Below are 17,520 nucleotides of genomic sequence, written 5' to 3'. Positions count from 1 at the left end.
TCAGTGCACTCCTTCGCCAGAGGTGATCGGAAGGGCGGCACCAGCGCCCGTGACCGGGCCACCTTCGGGCGGCATCAGCCAGCCGGTGACAGATTTCTTGGCATCAAAGACGCGCTTGGCAGCGTCATTGACCTGATCCACCGTCACGGCCGAAATCCGGTCCGGCCAGCTTTCGACCTGATCCACGGTCAAACCGACCGCAAGCGACTGACCGAGCACACGCGCACCGGCCGATAGCGAATCACGGGCGAAGACCGCACTATCAAGCAGCTTCTGCTTGGCCCGGTCGAGTTCATCCCGGGTGACACCGTCGGCAACAACCTTGGCAATTTCGGCCTCGACCGCCTTTTCAAGGTCGGCCAGATCAACATCACCGCGCGGAACGGCATAGACACCGAAGCTTGCCAGATCGACCGCCACAGGGTCGTAGAAAGTACCAACGCTTGAGGCGATTTCCTGATCGACCACAAGCGCCTTGAAGAAGCGGCTGGTGGTGCCCGATCCGATGATTTCGCTTAGCACATCAAGCGGTGCGGCATCAGCCGCATCGGTATTGTAGGACGGTGCCAGGTAATAGCGCGACCAGGATGCCTGACCGACCTGCGGGTCACGCATGGTGACCTTGCGCGGGGCATGCTGAACCGGTTCCTGAACACGGTTGCGGGTCATGTCCTTGCCACGCGGGATGACGCCGTAATATTTTTCCGCCATCGGCAGCAATTCATCCATGGTGATGTCGCCGGCAACAACCAAAATGGCGTTATTGGGCGCATACCAGTCGCGATAAAATTCAAGTGCGTCTTCGGTGGAAAGTTTTTCCATCTCATGGCGCCAGCCAATGATCGACCGACCATAGGGATGCGCCATATAAAGCGATGCGCGCATCTGTTCGCCCAGAAGCGCCCCCGGGCTGGTATCAAGCCTAGACCGGCGTTCTTCGATGATCACATCGCGTTCGGGCAGAACCACATCATCTGAAAGCTTCAGATTGGTCATGCGGTCGGCTTCCATCTCCATGACCAGATCAAGACGGTCACGTGCGATGTTCTGGAAATATCCGGTGTAGTCCCAACTGGTGAAGGCGTTGTCATTGCCGCCATTGCGCGCAACGATCTTTGAAAAATCGCCCGGTGCCATATTATCAGTCCCCTTGAACATCAGATGTTCCAGGAAATGGGCGATGCCCGAAACCCTTTGGGGCTCGTCGGCCGAGCCGACCTTGTACCAGACCATGTGGGTAACGACGGGTGCACGGTGGTTTTCCACCAGCACGACCTGCATGCCGTTATCAAGGGTGGCAGTTTGCGGGCTGAAAACAGCCGCCCGTGACAAACCGGGCACAAGGGCAAGGGTCAGTGCGACGAGGGCAAGCACAGCCACAGAGCTGCGCGTCATTGATCGGATTGTTCCAGAAATTCTCATTGTGGCGTCCCATTCCAATTCAGGATGGTTAGGGTCAGGACCTACTAATTTGGTTTGATTGGTTCACCGGATTTGTGCGGATACGCGAAGTAAAGCTGCAGACAGATATATATCTTTCAAAGCTTTACGACAAAGTAGCCCGTGCAAATCCGGTTAATCCGAAGGACAGACGTTATATTTGCGAACTCCTACGTCAAACCCCTTGGCCGGGATACCAGCCCGCCCGACGTGCTTTTCCTTGGATTTCACAAATATAACATCTGCCATTCAAATCAAATTAGTAGGTCCTGACCCTGAGCAAACGGTGTGTTTCAATGCAGGTACGGCAGAACGCGGCACTTGCATTCAACAGGCATTTCTTAAGAACCGAATATGACAGAACAAGGGCGCGAAACCATCGCGCCCTTGTCTGAATGCATCAATTTGTCGTGTGTTCGGCAAAGCTTAGAAGATGTCTTCCAGCCAGCCTTTCTGTTTGCGTTCGATCACAGGGGTATCGGCACCACCGGCAACATTGTCACCCAATGCCTGCTGATCGCGGATACGCTTGGCTTCGGCGGCCGGATCGACAACAGTGCCGAATTCCGGCTTTTCCTGCCAGAACAGCAGATCGTCGACGACGCCTTCGCTTTCGGAAATGAAGATCGAGGTTTCACGATCCACCGTGTTGCGGATTTCCGGATCGGCATATTGCGCACCGGATGCCGAAAGAAGGGCAACCTGACCCTTGCTGCGCGTGCCTTCGGTGATGTCACGTTTTACAACGTTGGGATCTTCACCAACCAGAATACGGCGCGCCTGATCGGTGGTCGAACCGGTTTGCGGGCGCGGTGCGCCCGGATCAGGAACACGCAGCGTAAAATCAGGCGGCAGGCTGAGCGGGGCGCGCGAAACAACCGCAAACTCGTCGGGCGACTGTTTGTTCAGGCCAAAGGTTTCACGTGTTGATTCACAACCGGAAACGCCAAGCGCAAGTCCGCCCAGCAATGCAATTTTGAAAATATTGGTCGTCAGTTTCCGGGCCATTTGTGCCTCATTACCACTTCAAAACCGGACCATGTCCGCCCGGCCAAAATTCATCTGGTAGATTTTTTACCGCCAAAAAGGGAATCGATCAACAGTAGCGCCGCACCAACCGTGATTGCACTATCGGCAATATTGAATACCGGCCAGTGATAACCCGCAACATGCAGATCAATGAAGTCGGTCACAGCCCCGTGGCGCAGACGATCAACGAGGTTGCCAACCGCGCCGCCAATGATCATTGCCAGGGCAAAGCGCAGCATGGAATCGCGTGTGCGCCACATCCAGATGCCAAAGCCAATGGTGATGGCAGCGGTCACCGCAATCATCACCCAAGGTGCCTGCCCCTGAAACAGGCCAAACGAAACACCCGGGTTCCAGGCCAGAACAAAGTTCATGAACGGCGTCACTTCGATGACGCGAAGCGGGTTCGACAGACCATCAATGGCAAGCGCCTTGGTCCACTGGTCGACACCAAACACGATTGCAATGACGATCAGACCAAACACAAAGGCACGATGTTTCATCAACACTCTTTCTGACTTGCCGGGATGTGCCCTGCCAACTGGCAGGGCACCCCCGAACGCCACCGTTACTCGGCAGCAATTCCCATTTCATCAACGGCATCCGCACAGCGGTTGCAAACGGTTTTATGTTCAGCGTGGCTGCCAACTTCCGGCAGGGTCTGCCAGCAACGTTCGCATTTCTCGCCATCCGCCAATGCCGGCACAACACCTACACCTGCGACATCATCAAGGGTATAGGCACCGTCCGGTGCGTCACCCGTGATCAGTTCGATGTCAGATGTAATGGCGATTTCGGCAAGATTAAGGCCAGCGAGGGCTTCAACATAATCAGCCGTCGCATAAACCTTTGGTGCGGCATCAAGGCTGGCGCCAATGCGTTTTTCCGCACGTTCAAGTTCAAGCGCACCGGTGACAACCCGGCGAAGCTTGCGGATTTTGGCCCATTTGGCGGCCAGCGCATCGTCTTTCCAGCCATCGGAAACCGTGTTGAAGGTTTCCGAGTGAACCGAGCTTTCGGCACCATAACGCGCACGCCATGCTTCATCGGCGGTAAAGCAAAGAACCGGTGCCAACCAGCGAACAAGGCAATCAAACACGCGATCCATGACCGTGCGGGCCGCACGGCGGCGCAGGCTGCTTGGCGCGTCGCAATAAAGCGCGTCCTTGCGGATATCAAGATAGAACGCCGACATATCAAGCGCGCAGAAGTTATGCAGCTCGATAAACATCGAGTGGAAATCGTAGTCGGCTGTCGTCTTGCGCACCATGTCATCAAGGTGGCTCAGACGATGCAGAACCCAGCGTTCGAGTTCCGGCAGTTCGTTATCTGCGACCTTTTCAGACTGGTCAAAGCCGTCAAGGTTGCCCAGCAGGAAGCGCAGGGTATTGCGCAGACGACGATAGATGTCGGAATGGCGCTGAATGATTTCATGGCTGATGCGCAGATCGTCATGATAATCGGAGCTCACCACCCACAGACGCAGGATATCTGCACCAAGCTTGTCGATGACATCGTTCGGCGCAATGACGTTGCCGAGCGATTTCGACATCTTGCGGCCTTCGCCATCAAGAACAAAGCCATGGGTCAGAACCGCTTCGTACGGGGCGCGACCACGGGTGCCACAGGATTCCAGCAAAGAGCTGTGGAACCAGCCGCGATGCTGGTCCGATCCTTCGAGGTAAAGATCCGCCGGCCATTTCAGGTCCTGACGTTCTTCGAGCACGAAGGCGTGGGTCGAACCGGAATCAAACCAGACGTCAAGCACGTCAGTGACCTGTTCGAAATCATCGGCGTTGTATTTGTCGCCAAGGAAATACTGTGCATCACGGGTGAACCACGCATCGGCCCCTTCTTCGCAGAAGGCTTCGTAGACGCGATCAAGCACTTCCTGATCACGCAGCGGCTGGCGGGTGCTTTTTTCGATGAACACCGTGATCGGAACGCCCCATGCACGCTGGCGCGATACGCACCAGTCCGGGCGGTTGGCGATCATGGAATGCAGACGGTTACGACCGCCTTCTGGCACAAAGCGGGTTTCATCAATCGCCTTAAGCGCCTTTTCACGCAGGTCATTGTCCTGCATGGAAATGAACCACTGCGGCGTGGTGCGATAGATCACCGGTGCCTTGGAACGCCATGAGCACGGATAGGAGTGCTTGAGACGGCCACGCGACAGCAGCGCACCAACTTCGATCAGTTTGGCGATGACCGCTTCGTTGGCACCCGCTTCCTTGCCGTTTTCATCATAGATGCGTTCGCCGGCAAACAGCGGCACGGTCTGATAATAGGCGCCGTCACCATCGACCATTTCCGGAACTTCCAGACCGTATTTCAGACCGGTCTGGTAATCGTCCGGGCCATGGGTGGGTGCGGTATGGACAAAGCCGGTACCGGTGTCGGTCGTGACGTAATCGGCTGCGAGAAGCGGCACATCAAACTCGTAACCCTGCCCGCGGAACGGATGGGCCGAAAGCGTGCCTTCGAGGTCGGCGCCCTTAAAGGTACCGACAACCTTGTGACCGGTAACGCGACCGTTTTTGCACAGGTCTTCAAGAAGATCGGTACAGACGGCCATCTTCTCGCCAACGGTGGCCCAGGCTTCTTCGGCGGTTTCGGTGACTTCGATGACGGAATATTCGATGTCTTCGCCATACGAAATCGCACGGTTGCCCGGAATGGTCCAAGGGGTCGTGGTCCAGATGACGATGGTCGCGTCTTTAAGCAGATCAACCTTGGTCTCGGTGACCGGGAAACGAACATAAATCGTTTTCGACGTATGGTCGTGATATTCGACTTCCGCCTCGGCAAGGGCGGTCTTTTCAACCACCGACCACATGACCGGTTTGGAGCCCATATAGAGCGAACCGTTCATCAGGAATTTGCCAAGTTCACGGGCAATAGAGGCTTCTGCCTTGTAGTCCATGGTGACATAGGGATTGTCCCAGTCGCCCATCACGCCAAGGCGTTTGAATTCTTCGCGCTGAATATCAAGCCATTTCTGGGCGAACTCGCGGCATTCCTTGCGGAATTCGGCAATCGGGACATCGTCCTTGTTCTTGCCCTTGGCACGGTACTGTTCTTCGATCTTCCATTCAATCGGAAGGCCGTGGCAGTCCCAACCCGGAACGTAAACAGCGTTCTTGCCCAGCATCTGCTGGGAACGGGTGATGACGTCTTTAAGGATCTTGTTCAGTGCATGACCAATATGCAGATGACCGTTCGCATAGGGCGGGCCATCATGCAGGACAAACATTTCACGATCGGCCGAAATACCGCGAATTTTGCCGTAGAGGTCCTCTTTTTTCCACTGCTCGAGCAGGGTCGGCTCCATCTTTGGCAAACCCGCCCGCATCGGGAAATCGGTCTTGGGCAGGATAACGGTTTTCTTGTATTCGACACTCATCGTGACGGTCCTGTCGTCTTGAACAAATTAAAAGGGCGAACCCCCGGAGATCTCGCGAAAAGCTGATCTTGCGAAAAGCGCGCGGATCATAGCGGGTTCGTCAACAAATTCAAATCTTGCCGAGCATATCCTTGGCAGCGATCACATCTGCTGCGATCTGGGCTTTCAGGGCATCAAGCCCATCGAACTTCTTTTCCCCGCGGATAAAGCCGTGCAGACGCACGCGCACCCGCCGGTCATAGATGTCCTGATCAAAGTCAAAAAGGTGCGCTTCAAGCCCGGCATCATCATCGCCGCCAAAGCTTGGCCGCACGCCAATATTGGCGACTCCGGGGATCCAGCGTTCGACGGTTTTGCCATCGGTTTTAGAAACCAGTCCAAGCTCGACAGCGTAAACACCGAATTTCGGGCGCAGGTGATTGCCAAGCGGAACATTGGCCGTCGGGAAGCCGATGGTGCGTCCGCGCGCATCGCCATGGGCGACAACCCCGCCAATCTCCCACGGGCGTCCCAACAGATGCTTGGCGTCTTCGGGGCGGCCGTCACGCAGCGCCTGACGGATCGCGGTCGAGGAATAAACAATCCCGTTATCATGGGTGACAGCGGTCACCGCCGTGACGCCAAAACCGGATTTCTCGCCAATCGCGCGCAGCAAATCGACATCGCCTGCCCGGCCCTTGCCGAAACAGAAATCCCAGCCAACCACGACATGTTTGGCGCCAAGACCCGTGACCAGAACACGTTCAATGAATTCCTCGGCCGTCATGGCGGCAAAGTCGCGGTTAAACTCGACCTCAAAGAACAGGTCGATATCAATGCTGCCAGCTGCGGTTTCGCGATCCTCGGCCGAGGTCAGACGGAACGGCGGATCATCGGCGCGAAACAGCATGCGCGGATGGGGCTCGAACGTCAGGATCGCAAGCGGCGCACCAAGATCGCGGGCAATTGCGCGGGCCTGATCCAGAAGCGACTGATGCCCCAGATGCAGTCCATCGAAATTGCCGATCGCCACAACAGCGCCGCGCGCATCATCGGTCAGGTTCTCAAAAGATCGAAAAACGCGCATTCGCGCCGGTCTCTCTTTGCTGCGTTCCATGCCTGCCGACCTTTTGTCGACAAATCCAGCAGGCAGCTATATAGGGCGCAGGCCCGAAGCGTAAAGACTTTTCCGACAAAAAAGCGCAGGCTTTCCGGCATCAGGCGCGTGAAGGCACCATCACGGTTGCCTCGCCCGAGATCACGCAACGATCCCCGACATAGCAGTTGGTTTCCATAATGGCGCGTTTCTTGGCCGGGATCAGTTCACGCACGGTCACACGTGCCGTCACGGTATCGCCGATCCGAACCGGTGCCTTGAATTGCAGGTTCTGGGAAAGATAAATCGTGCCAGGCCCCGGCAGGCGCGTGCCAAGGACCGTCGAAATGAAACCGGCCGACAGCATGCCATGGGCAATGCGGCCTTCGAACATCGTGGTTGCGGCGTAATCCTGATTAAGGTGCACCGGATTGGTGTCACCAGTAATGCCGGCAAACATCACGATGTCGGTTTCGGTTACCGTTTTTCCATAACTGCCCGACAGCCCGATCTCGAGATCTTCGAAATACAGCCCATGAAGTCCGTCGCGTTCATCCATTTCCTAGAAACCCTATGCCTGTTGCGCGGTTGCTTACATTGCAGATGTCGCGCTTATAATTATTTTGCAATGCAATATTTGTAATTTTATTGCGCATTTTTCAAAATGAGCAATGCCTATTTCGTCGAATGCCGTTGCGACTGGCGCTTGAAATTGTCTGAAACGGGGACATATCAGGGCATGCCCACCTGTGATATCAATGATCTAAGCCCTATAAAAACAAACCTTTGGGAAACGCCCCCGATGAACAACACAATTGCAGACACCTATGAAATTGCCATGGGTCGATGGAGCCGCCGTCTGTCGCGCAGCTTCCTTGATTTTGTTGCCGCACCGTCTTGTGGGGCGCTGGTTGATGTCGGATGTGGTACGGGCAGTCTGACCTTGGCAGCGGCCAACCGGTATCCGGATGCGCGGGTTGTCGGCATTGACCTGATCCCCGATTACCTGACAGACGCCTTGCGCGAGGAAGCTTCAAATATCGAACTGAAAACCGGCGATGCGTTGTCGCTGCCGTTCGAGAATAACAGTTTTGATACTGCCTTCTCGCAGCTGTTGATCAATGATCTTGAAGACCCGGAAAAGGCGGTTGCCGAGATGGTCCGCGTTACCAAGCCGAACGGGAAAATAGCGGCGTCTGTTTGGGACCGCGCGGGCGGGTTGACGTTTATCCGCCTGTTTCTCGATGCCGCGGCCATTTTGGCCGGTGTCGAGGGCGAAAAACTGCGCGAAGAGGTTTTCGACGTCCCATATCAGGATGAAGATGACCTTTATGATCTTTGGTCGGATGCGGGATTGGGCGACATTGAAACTGCAACCCTGGCGGTGCGCATGGATTTCATCGATTTCGATGACTACTGGCAGTCGCTGATGGGGGCGCACAGCCTGATCCGCAATTTCTTTAACCGGCAATATGCCGACACGGCCTATGAAATTCAGCAGGCCACACGTCTGGCGTATCTTGGTGGCAAGACAGACGGTCGGCGGTCGCTTGTGGCATCGGCCATGGCGGTGCGCGGCGTGGTACCAGCGTAATCAGCGACGCCGGAATGGCATCCAGAGAACACCCAGCAAACTTTGGCTGTCCATGTCGCGGAATTCCTTAAGGCCGATCTGCATATCGTGATCATTGACCTTGGTGTGATCGATATAGCTGACAAATATCCGGTCCCAGATGGACAGGATATTGCCGTAGTTGCTGTTGGTTTCTTTCATCAGGCTTGAATGGTGCACCCGGTGCATATCGGGTGTCACGACCAATAGTCGCAAGGCGCGATCAAGGCGTTTGGGCAGATGCACATTGCCATGATTAAACAGGGCAAAGCCGCTTAGCATGCTTTCATAAATCACCACCGCCCATGGATCGGCCCCGATCAGCACGACAAAGGTCGATTTGTAGAGTGCCGATGCGACGATCTCGACCGGATGGAAACGCACGGCGGTGGAGACATCAAATTCGGTATCGCAGTGATGCACCCGGTGAAACCGCCAGAACACCGGCACGATGTGGGTCAGGCGATGCTGCCAATAGATCGCACAATCAAGAACAATGATGGTGACCAGCCCGGACAATAATGCAGGCATGCCCAAAAGGTTATTTATCCCCCAACCATTGGCCTGCGCCCAGATGGCGGCGGCAATCATCGCAGCCCCGATGGTGAAACGTGCAAGGGCAGCACTCAGCAACAACAGACCAAAATTGGTCAGCCAGCGCATCGGACGACGCACGGCTTCCTTGGGTCGATAAGGGGCCACCGCCTCCCACAAGGCCATGACCGCCAGAATGGCGGCAAAGATACCCAGCCGAAATAGTCCGCTCTGATCCATTTCATCCTGCCTTGTGTGATAAGGGGCGCGTGTGCGTCACCTTGAACTGATATCGGATATCGCAATGTATAAACAACATCTTGCACTTCGATATCTGATCACCTTTATGTTAGAGAAATTTGATTCATACTGAAATGCCAATGCTTGGCGACAATAACCGATAACGGGGGACTATATGCCAGAACGATCAGGATCCATTCGGACACTCTTTCTTTCCGTGTTCGCGACCCTGTCTTTTGGCAGCATCGCCCATGCAGATGGCCCGCCGTTTGATTTGCCGGTCGTTTGTGCCGGCAACAGCTGTGACATTGTTCACTATGTCGATCATGATACCGGACCGAACATTCGCGACTACGCCTGCGGCACGACAACATATGACGGCCATCGCGGTACTGATTTTGCCATTCCGGACGAAGCCACCATGCTTGATGGTGTTCCGGTCCTGTCCATCGCGGATGGCACGGTCGTTGCCCTGCGCGACGGGGTTGAAGACATTGACTCAGGTCGTATCGCCACCATCAGCCTTGAAGGCATAGAATGCGGCAACGGCATTCTGATTGATCACGATGATGGCTGGCAAAGCCAGTATTGCCACCTTCGTCGCGGGTGGGTTGCGGTCAAACAGGGCGACCGTGTTAGCCGTGGTCAGGTGATCGGGCGGATCGGCATTTCCGGTCAGGCCACCTTCCCGCACCTGCATTTCAACCTGCGCAAGGATGGCGAACTTGTTGATCCGTTCAGTGGCACCGCCATGGGCACCAGCAGTGCCGCCGATTGCAATGTCGGAAATGCGGCTCTTTGGTCATCGTCTGCACGCGCAAAGCTGAGCTATAACGAGATCACGCTTTATGGCCATGGATTTTCGATGGCGCGCCCGAACGCATCGGACCTTAAGCGCGGATACGGCAAGGATCAGGAACTGCCCCGCACAAGCCCGGCACTTTATTTCTGGGCCTATCTGATTGGCGCCAATGACGGTGATGTTATTCGCATGAGCCTGCAAACACCTGATGGCAAGGGCGGACATCGCGACTTTGTCATTGATCTGCCCAACGATGCAGGCCCGCGCGCAAAGTGGTTCTTTATCAATATGGACCGCCCCGGAAGCCAATGGCCAGCTGGCACCTATGACGGCGAGATCACCTTTACCCGTGGTGACAATTCCCCACGCATCATCGGCGAGGGCAAAGTCGTGATCCGCTAAGGATCCCACCCCCGCCCCGGAAAGATCCGATTTGGGTTGCTTCACGTACACCAGCCGACTTAAAATTATACCAGTAAAATTCATTAGTTATTGAAAATATTACATTAATTTTAGATTTGGCGCGTGAATGTACAGAATTTATGACTGTCTGGCACACCAGCACGATATCGTGCTGGTCCTCGTTGCCCTTCTTATTGGACTGGCGGGCATTCATACCGCATTCAATCTGTACGCACGCGCCTACATCGGTCGCCTTCGACAGAAAATCGCATGGCTTTTCCTGACCGGGGTTGTAACCGGCGGGGGCATCTGGGCGACCCACTTCATCGCAATGCTGTCCTATGACCCGGTTGTACCGGTTGGCTATGAGCCCCTTCTGACGGCTGTTTCGCTGGCGATTGCAATTGTGACAACCACCGTCGGGTTTGCGATTGCCTCGGTCGGTGGGCCGCACCTTGTCTTGTCGCGTCTTGTCGGCGGCCTTGTTGTCGGACTTGGCATTTCGGCCATGCATTTCACCGGCATGTCTGCCATCCGTGTTCCCGGCATTATCAGCTGGCACATGGATATTGTGATTGCCGCCATCCTGATGGGGGCCTTGTTCGGCATGGCGTCGCTGTATCTGGCCAAGACCGCACAAACCAACCAACAGAAACTTCTGGGCAAGGCAAACCTGACCATCGCGGTGGCGACCATGCATTTCGGTGCGATGGGCGCGTTGGTGATTACACCCGATCCGACTGTGCCGGTCCCGGCACAGCTTATTTCGCAGGAATATCTTGCGGTTGGTGTCGCCGTTGTTGCCATCGGGCTGATTGCGATTGGTTTTGTCACCGCCCTTGTTGACCGGCAACTTCGCGATCATGTCAGCAACCGCATGCGCATTCTGGGCGATTCCGCCATTGAGGCGCTCGTTCTGACCCAGAATGGGCGAGTGATTGATGCCAATGACAGTTTCCTGAAACTGGGTGGTGTGACCCGCGCAGACATTCTTGATCAGGATTTCCTGACAGAGTGGCTTTCCGATACACCGGCCGAATTCAAATCAGGAAAGGTCGGTTATGCAGAAACGACCCTGTCCTGGAGCACCAATACCGCCATACCGGTCGAGGTCGTTCGTCGCGAAATTCCCGCCGATGAAATATCGGATGCCACCGTCATATTTGGGCTACGTGATCTGCGCGAACGGTATGCTGCAGAAAACCATATCCGCTTCCTGGCAGAACGTGACGCCCTGACCAAGCTTCTGAACCGGTCGACATTCAATGACCGACTGGCCGAGGCACTGACGCAATCGGATGAAACAGGCATACCGTTGACGGTGATGTGCATTGATTTCGACCACTTCAAGGAACTCAATGACAGCTTTGGCCATATTGCCGGCGACCATGCGCTGCGGGAACTGGGTGAACGCCTTGCCGAGCTGTTTAGCGATGATGTGGTGATCGCGCGTGTTGGCGGTGATGAGTTTGTCGCCCTGCTGTCGCATCCTGAACAATCAGATATGGATAACGTTATTGCCCGGTCGCGCGAAACCGCCCAGCAAGTCCTTGATTGTGTCGCGCTCCCGGTTTTCATCAATGCCGAACACCGTGCGAAGCTTTCTGCAAGTATCGGGATTGCTCATTATCCAACCGATGGCAATGACGCCGAAAGCATCCTGTTTCATGCCGACCTTGCGATGTATCGGGTCAAACAATCCGGCGGCAATGACATTGTGTTCTATTCGTCGGAAATGGACGAGGAATACCGTTTCAAGCGCCAGCTTTCATCGAACCTGCGTCATGCGATGGAGAACGGCCAGCTTGAACTTCATTACCAGCCGCAATGCGAGACCGATGGTAATGATCAGGTGATCCACTCGTTTGAAGCCTTGCTGCGCTGGACGGATCCGGAACTGGGATCGATCCCGCCCGGACGGTTTATTCCGATTGCCGAGGAAACAGGCCTGATTGTGCCGCTGGGCGAATGGGTGCTTAGGACCGCCTGCAAAGAGGCCGCACGCTGGAAAAATCCGCTTGGCATCGGGGTCAATCTGTCAGCGGTTCAATTGCAGAAACATGAACTGCCGGAACTGGTCGCCGAGATCCTGAACGAAACCGGTCTTGATCCGAAACGCCTTGAACTGGAAGTCACCGAGACGGCCCTTATTCACAATCCGGCGCGCTCGATGAAGATCCTTTCTGATATCAAGAAGCTGGGTGTGCGGATTGCCATGGATGATTTCGGCACCGGTTATTCGTCGCTTGCGACCTTGCAGAACTTCCCGGTGGATCGCATCAAGATCGACCAGTCCTTTATCAAGAAACTGGTCAGCAACGATCAGGCGATTGCCATCGTCCGTGCAGTGATCAATCTGAGCCGCGACCTCAACCTCGAGGTGATTGCAGAGGGGGTCGAAACCGACGAACAGGCAAGCTTCCTGAACGATCATGATTGCCGCTCTGTGCAGGGGTACAAGTACGGATATCCCAAGCCGATAAGCGACTACGCGCATGTCGTAAATCCGGCGGAATTCCCCGAAACCACTGCGAATCGGGACAGCGGCATCGAAACCGTTTGATTGTTATGGAACCGGAAAAGGCATAATGCGTTTCAAACAGGCAGGGCCATTGCAATTTGTGACAAAACAGGCAGCAAAAACGTGACCTTTTCCATGAGGTTGAAAGTTTTTTGACGTTTTTTGAGCAACAACTCTTGTAACTCGGCCATCTGCCTGCCTATATTTGACGTGTGCCGAGCCCGGCACATTGACACTACCTGTCATAAGACGGAGTAAACATGATGAATAAGCGCAAAGCAGTTGCAATCGCCATTGCCCGTGAACAGCAGATCGCCCGTTCGATGGAAATCCTGTTCGCCGGTACCATTCTGGCCGTCATCGCATCGCTTCTGGTCATCTGACCTACGCTTCGCTTTCATCATTAGCGTCCCCATTCAAACCATCTGGCAAACCAACTGGTTTTGAAGAGACCTTCTTTTAAATAGCTTCATGACACATCACAGCGTCTTTTCGGTCATCATTGCGCGAATTATCAGCCCGGTTGTCTAAGGACACCGGGACGTATCTGTTCGCCTTTTTGATGCACTGAATATCTGTGAGCATTGTCATGACTGATCATGCATTTGCTGCGTCCGCAATGGACGCACATACCCCCAAATCCGTTTACTGTTTTTCCGTTCACGCCGCTGCCGAACCGGACGTGATGCCGCGCGTTCTCGAACTGTTTGCCAAGCGTAATCTGGTTCCGGCCAGCTGGCATTCGACCGTTGCCAATGGGCTGCGCGGTTACGAGGAACTTCAGATCGACATCCAGGTCCAGCAACTTGAAACCAAAGTTGCCGAGCACATCGCGCGATGCCTGCGTCAGATCATCCACGTGAATACGGTTCTGACATCGGAAAAAGGCTATTCAAACTCAGCGCTTAGCGCGTAGGCTGTCTTGGTTGCGGCACTGCAAAACTGGCAGTGCCTCTGCCCGACAGGAGTTCTGAGTTGGCCTATCTTGATCATATCCACGCGTGCAACAACGCCAATCTGTCGCGCTATGCCCGGTTTCGCATTGGCGATCTTCCGGTCGGTGCCATCCGGTCAGAATTTGCCAGCGCCCTTACCGCACTTGGGGATAGCTTCATCCGCGACGAGAACGGCGAATATGGTTTTGGCCCGCACATCAAAACCATTGATGCGCGTAACCAGACCCTGATTGAGGCGACCGAGGCCCTGTGCCAACAAGGCGTAATCAAGCACCTGCATGGCGAAAAGTTTGATATCCGCAATCGGCTTTCCGATGATCCGTTGTGCCAGCTGGATCGGTTTGCCATGCCCTATTTCGGATGCCGGTCGTGGGGCGTGCATATGAACGGCTTTGTCCGCAAGGCGGATGGCATTCACATGTGGATCGCCAAACGCGCGCTGGACAAGCCGACCTACCCCGGCATGCTCGATAACATGGTCGCGGGCGGCCAACCGACCGGCCTTGGTTTCCGGGAAAACATGATCAAGGAATGCGCCGAAGAGGCCGGTATTCCAGCAAACCTTGCTGAAAAAGTCGTGGCGATCGGCACGGTGTCATATCTTTATGAAACCGACGAAGGTTTGAAACCCGATGTGATGGTCAATTTCGATCTGGAATTGCCAGAAGAATTTGTGCCGCATTGCGCCGATGGCGAGGTCGAACAATTTGATCTTTTACCAATCGCCGAGGTGGCCGAAATCGTCCGCAACAGGTTTGACTTCAAGTTCAATTGCGCTCTGGTGGTGATCGATTTTCTGATCCGCCACGGCTATCTCACGGCGGATAACGAGCCATCCTATTGCGAACTCGTCACGGGCCTTCACCGCAGCCTTGAGCCCTGATGCGGCCTTTGCCGATACCGTAAACAAGAATGGCACCATCCCGATCCGGGCGGTGCCATCTTCTTACAGGCTTATAGAAATTTACTGACGCGGCGTGTTTGGTCCGCCCATCAATGCGCCAACGGCCATCACCGTCAGTTTGGCGCGCAAATCGGGATCCAGCTGATCAAGGTCACTTTGTTTGCTGCGCAGCGCCTTGACCGCCTCATTGATCAGTTCCTGACGACGTTCGTCCTCTGGCGTTGCGATCTTGCTTTTCTTTTTGCCAAGCTTGGCATCAGCAGCATTCAGCGCCTTCATGATTTCGGTATGCGGGGCGTCGGCCTGTTCGGTCAGGGTTTCGGCAAGGGCAAGCGCACGGGCTTCTTCCAGCGACATGCCTTCTTCCTGATGGGCAAGGGCGCGGTCTTCGATGCGACGTGCCTGACGCGCCTGAGCGGCTGTTTTTTCCGCAGTGGCGCTGTCACGCATATGAAGGGATTGCGCGTCGTTATAAGCCTGAATCGCATCCCGGCCTTTTTTGCCGACAAAGACGCGCATCAGCGTTTCCTTGAGCAATCCCATCAAATCATCCCTTGATTAAACATCCCGCCTTCGGGTGCAACTGATGTGCAATCAGTATGCGCCCAAAGAGTTTCGAAAACATTGCACCGAAAGACGGCGAAATTTTGCAACGTTCTAAATATGTTGTGCGACGCGGGTTTCTTCAACTGCCAGAATGTAGTCGATCAGTGCCTCGCAGTCGCTTGTTTGCAGATGTTCAAGATCACAGACAAAGTCGACATTCCCCGCGGCCGGATCATCGGCATGACCGACAATACCGACTTTGACATATTCCGCGTCCAGTGCATCGAGTGCGGAAATCAGATCGGCAACACTGACCCGATCTTCTGCCGTCATAGACGTTCGGATCAAAATCAGGATATCGGCGTCGCAATCAATCACCTGCAGGGCAATGGATTGTGCATCGGAATGGCGGGGTGCCACATCGACGTCAAACCCGCCATCGGCAAACAGGGTTGCGACATGTTTGTGGTGTTTTTCTTCGACGGAGGATGCCGTCGCCAGAAGAAGACGCGGGTGGCGTCCTTCCATTTCGGCGAATTTGGCCAGACTGCTCGCAAGTTGAGGAGACGTCATGTTACCTCGCTTGAAACTGCCCTTTGCCATACGATACAGCAAAGCGGGCCAGTGCAGATTTCCTGCACCGCACCCCCAGTATCCCTGTCAAAACCTTGGCTGACAAGCCTTGCGATCAAAACATTATTACCAGCCTGCCATTGCAAGCGGATCGACACCAATCACATGACCATGCCCACCCAGGATCAGGAGATAAAGAACAATCCCGGCAAGGATATCCCGCCCCCGAAAGGCATCCTTTAGGCCTGACAGCGAAAAGCGTCGGGTTGCTGCCAGAAGGATCGCCTGTTCCCCATCCGTCATTCCGCGCAGCCGGATTTTTTCCATCCGCCAGAACCCGATCAGGGCAAAAATGCTGCTGCCGCCAAAGAACAGGACAGCGACGATATCACCATTGACGATCGTGTGTCCGCCCCCCCAAAGGATCATGCCCAACAGCAGTGGATGACGGCAAAACCGATTGATGCCGGGCTTTGCCGGATCAAAGCCGGTTTTTCGACCAATCGACAGCGGACAGGGTTGAAGAATGGCACAGGCCCACAAAATACAGGCAGGCAACATGACAACCACAAGGAGCTGTGCCTGCCAGGTTTGATAGTCCCAAAGCAAAAACGACTCCGCGACCAAAACCTCGTGAATGACCCAGCCAAACAGCAGAACTGACAGGATCGAGAATGCAATAATATAGGGGCGGTAGCCGATACGTCTTACAAGCCTTTCGCGCAGCAAGCCCGGAATAATATGGCCTGCAAGGAAAACGGTCACTGCAATGAAAAACCCTGCCAAAACGCGATCCCCTCTTTACATTGTGGCTTCAACATGCAAATTGCCCTGTTCGCGCAGACGGGCCGGGGTGCGAATCTCCAAGACCCTTGCGTTACACGATATTAGCGGATACCTCTGTATCCCTGTTTGACATCGAACAACAAGCACCTGCCGCCGGATATTCTGACCGGCAGACCAAGAAATACGGAATATACTCGAAATGAGCTGGACGCCGGAAAAGATTGAATTGCTGACCTCGCTCTGGAATCAGGGTTGGACCACGGCACGCATCGGTGAAGAACTGGGCGTTGGCAAGAATGCCGTCGTTGGCAAGGCACACCGCCTTGGACTGCCCAAGCGCCCGTCCCCGATCCAGCGCCGCGCCGAGGAAGCAGAACAGAAAAAAGCACCGGCCCCCAAACAGCAGACCAAAGGCATTTCGATCTTTGATCTTGGTCCGGGCATGTGCCGTTGGCCGTTTGGCGATCCGGGCGATGACGACTTCCATTTCTGCGGCAAGAAAATCGTGCCGAGCAAGCCTTATTGCGACGAACATTGCGCACAGGCCTACCTCAACGGCAAGAACCCGCGCGAAGACAATCCCCCTGCACAGCAGGGTGGCCCCGGCGGCAAAGGCCCGCAGGCTGCAAACCGGAAGTAATCTGCTCTGCGCCTGGCAATCGCCGGCAGCGACACCGAGATACAAAAAAGCCGC

17 protein-coding genes are annotated in these 17,520 nt (G+C 55.0%); 7 read left to right on the top strand and 10 right to left on the bottom strand.

Features of this window, described 5'->3' with window-relative positions; genetic code table 11:
- From AUQ41_RS12110 to AUQ41_RS12085, 6 genes are all read right to left on the bottom strand, one after another.
- On the bottom strand, positions 1-1,395 hold the full coding sequence (locus AUQ41_RS12110; RefSeq protein WP_232308383.1) for a pitrilysin family protein: 1,395 nt from the start codon (positions 1,393-1,395) through the stop codon (positions 1-3).
- 471 nt (positions 1,396-1,866) lie between these two features.
- Entirely contained in the window at positions 1,867-2,448 is a 582-nt protein-coding gene (locus tag AUQ41_RS12105) for a DUF3035 domain-containing protein (RefSeq protein WP_063088643.1), read from the bottom strand.
- 50 nt (positions 2,449-2,498) lie between these two features.
- Entirely contained in the window at positions 2,499-2,972 is a 474-nt protein-coding gene (lspA, locus tag AUQ41_RS12100; RefSeq protein ID WP_063088642.1) for a signal peptidase II, read from the bottom strand.
- A 65-nt stretch (positions 2,973-3,037) separates the two neighbouring features.
- Positions 3,038-5,875, bottom strand: coding sequence for an isoleucine--tRNA ligase (gene ileS / locus AUQ41_RS12095; RefSeq protein ID WP_063088641.1), 2,838 nt, complete (start codon positions 5,873-5,875; stop codon positions 3,038-3,040).
- 109 nt (positions 5,876-5,984) lie between these two features.
- Positions 5,985-6,941, bottom strand: a complete 957-nt coding sequence (locus AUQ41_RS12090) for a bifunctional riboflavin kinase/FAD synthetase (protein WP_063089008.1) — start codon at positions 6,939-6,941, stop codon at positions 5,985-5,987.
- 130 nt (positions 6,942-7,071) lie between these two features.
- The gene (locus tag AUQ41_RS12085) at positions 7,072-7,509 is read right to left on the bottom strand and encodes a MaoC family dehydratase (RefSeq protein WP_063088640.1); all 438 of its coding nucleotides are present in this window, start codon (positions 7,507-7,509) and stop codon (positions 7,072-7,074) included.
- Between the two features lie 243 nt (positions 7,510-7,752).
- Here AUQ41_RS12085 and AUQ41_RS12080 point away from each other — a divergent pair, with 243 nt between their 5' ends.
- A complete protein-coding gene (locus tag AUQ41_RS12080) occupies positions 7,753-8,544 on the top strand; it encodes a class I SAM-dependent methyltransferase (RefSeq protein WP_063089007.1) in 792 nt (263 codons plus the stop codon).
- Here the strand turns inward: AUQ41_RS12080 and AUQ41_RS12075 are convergent, their stop codons facing one another.
- A complete protein-coding gene (locus AUQ41_RS12075) occupies positions 8,545-9,336 on the bottom strand; it encodes a sterol desaturase family protein (protein WP_063088639.1) in 792 nt (263 codons plus the stop codon).
- Between the two features lie 175 nt (positions 9,337-9,511).
- On the opposite strand from AUQ41_RS12075, the gene AUQ41_RS12070 reads away from it, so the two are divergent.
- The 5 genes from AUQ41_RS12070 to AUQ41_RS12055 all read left to right on the top strand — a co-directional run bounded on the left by AUQ41_RS12070 (position 9,512) and on the right by AUQ41_RS12055 (position 14,900).
- Positions 9,512-10,540: a M23 family metallopeptidase gene (locus AUQ41_RS12070; RefSeq protein WP_063088638.1), complete on the top strand. Its 1,029-nt coding sequence runs from the start codon at positions 9,512-9,514 to the stop codon at positions 10,538-10,540.
- A gap of 127 nt (positions 10,541-10,667) precedes the next feature.
- Positions 10,668-13,103: an EAL domain-containing protein gene (locus tag AUQ41_RS12065; RefSeq protein WP_083952679.1), complete on the top strand. Its 2,436-nt coding sequence runs from the start codon at positions 10,668-10,670 to the stop codon at positions 13,101-13,103.
- Between the two features lie 218 nt (positions 13,104-13,321).
- Positions 13,322-13,444: a hypothetical protein gene (locus tag AUQ41_RS21285; protein WP_255356118.1), complete on the top strand. Its 123-nt coding sequence runs from the start codon at positions 13,322-13,324 to the stop codon at positions 13,442-13,444.
- Positions 13,445-13,650: 206 nt separating this feature from the next.
- Complete coding sequence (locus AUQ41_RS12060; protein WP_063088636.1) at positions 13,651-13,977, top strand: hypothetical protein; 327 nt, start codon at positions 13,651-13,653, stop codon at positions 13,975-13,977.
- 59 nt (positions 13,978-14,036) lie between these two features.
- The gene (locus tag AUQ41_RS12055; protein ID WP_063088635.1) at positions 14,037-14,900 is read left to right on the top strand and encodes an NUDIX hydrolase family protein; all 864 of its coding nucleotides are present in this window, start codon (positions 14,037-14,039) and stop codon (positions 14,898-14,900) included.
- Between the two features lie 81 nt (positions 14,901-14,981).
- On the opposite strand, the gene AUQ41_RS12050 is transcribed toward AUQ41_RS12055, so the two are convergent.
- The 3 genes from AUQ41_RS12050 to AUQ41_RS12040 all read right to left on the bottom strand — a co-directional run bounded on the left by AUQ41_RS12050 (position 14,982) and on the right by AUQ41_RS12040 (position 16,826).
- Entirely contained in the window at positions 14,982-15,464 is a 483-nt protein-coding gene (locus AUQ41_RS12050; protein WP_063088634.1) for a hypothetical protein, read from the bottom strand.
- 114 nt (positions 15,465-15,578) lie between these two features.
- A complete protein-coding gene (locus tag AUQ41_RS12045) occupies positions 15,579-16,040 on the bottom strand; it encodes a hypothetical protein (protein ID WP_063089006.1) in 462 nt (153 codons plus the stop codon).
- Positions 16,041-16,166: 126 nt separating this feature from the next.
- Positions 16,167-16,826 (bottom strand): NnrU family protein, encoded by a 660-nt coding sequence (locus tag AUQ41_RS12040; RefSeq protein ID WP_063088633.1) that lies wholly within the window; start codon positions 16,824-16,826, stop codon positions 16,167-16,169.
- Positions 16,827-17,025: 199 nt separating this feature from the next.
- On the opposite strand from AUQ41_RS12040, the gene AUQ41_RS12035 reads away from it, so the two are divergent.
- Positions 17,026-17,466, top strand: coding sequence for a GcrA family cell cycle regulator (locus AUQ41_RS12035; RefSeq protein WP_063088632.1), 441 nt, complete (start codon positions 17,026-17,028; stop codon positions 17,464-17,466).
- Positions 17,467-17,520: the final 54 nt, after the last annotated feature.

This window comes from Thalassospira sp. MCCC 1A02898 (genome assembly GCF_001618185.1).
GTDB classification, from domain to species: Bacteria; Pseudomonadota; Alphaproteobacteria; order Rhodospirillales; family Thalassospiraceae; genus Thalassospira; species Thalassospira tepidiphila.
Note: the sequence above shows the minus strand (reverse complement) of the source record. Positions and strands in the feature narration are given on the sequence as shown.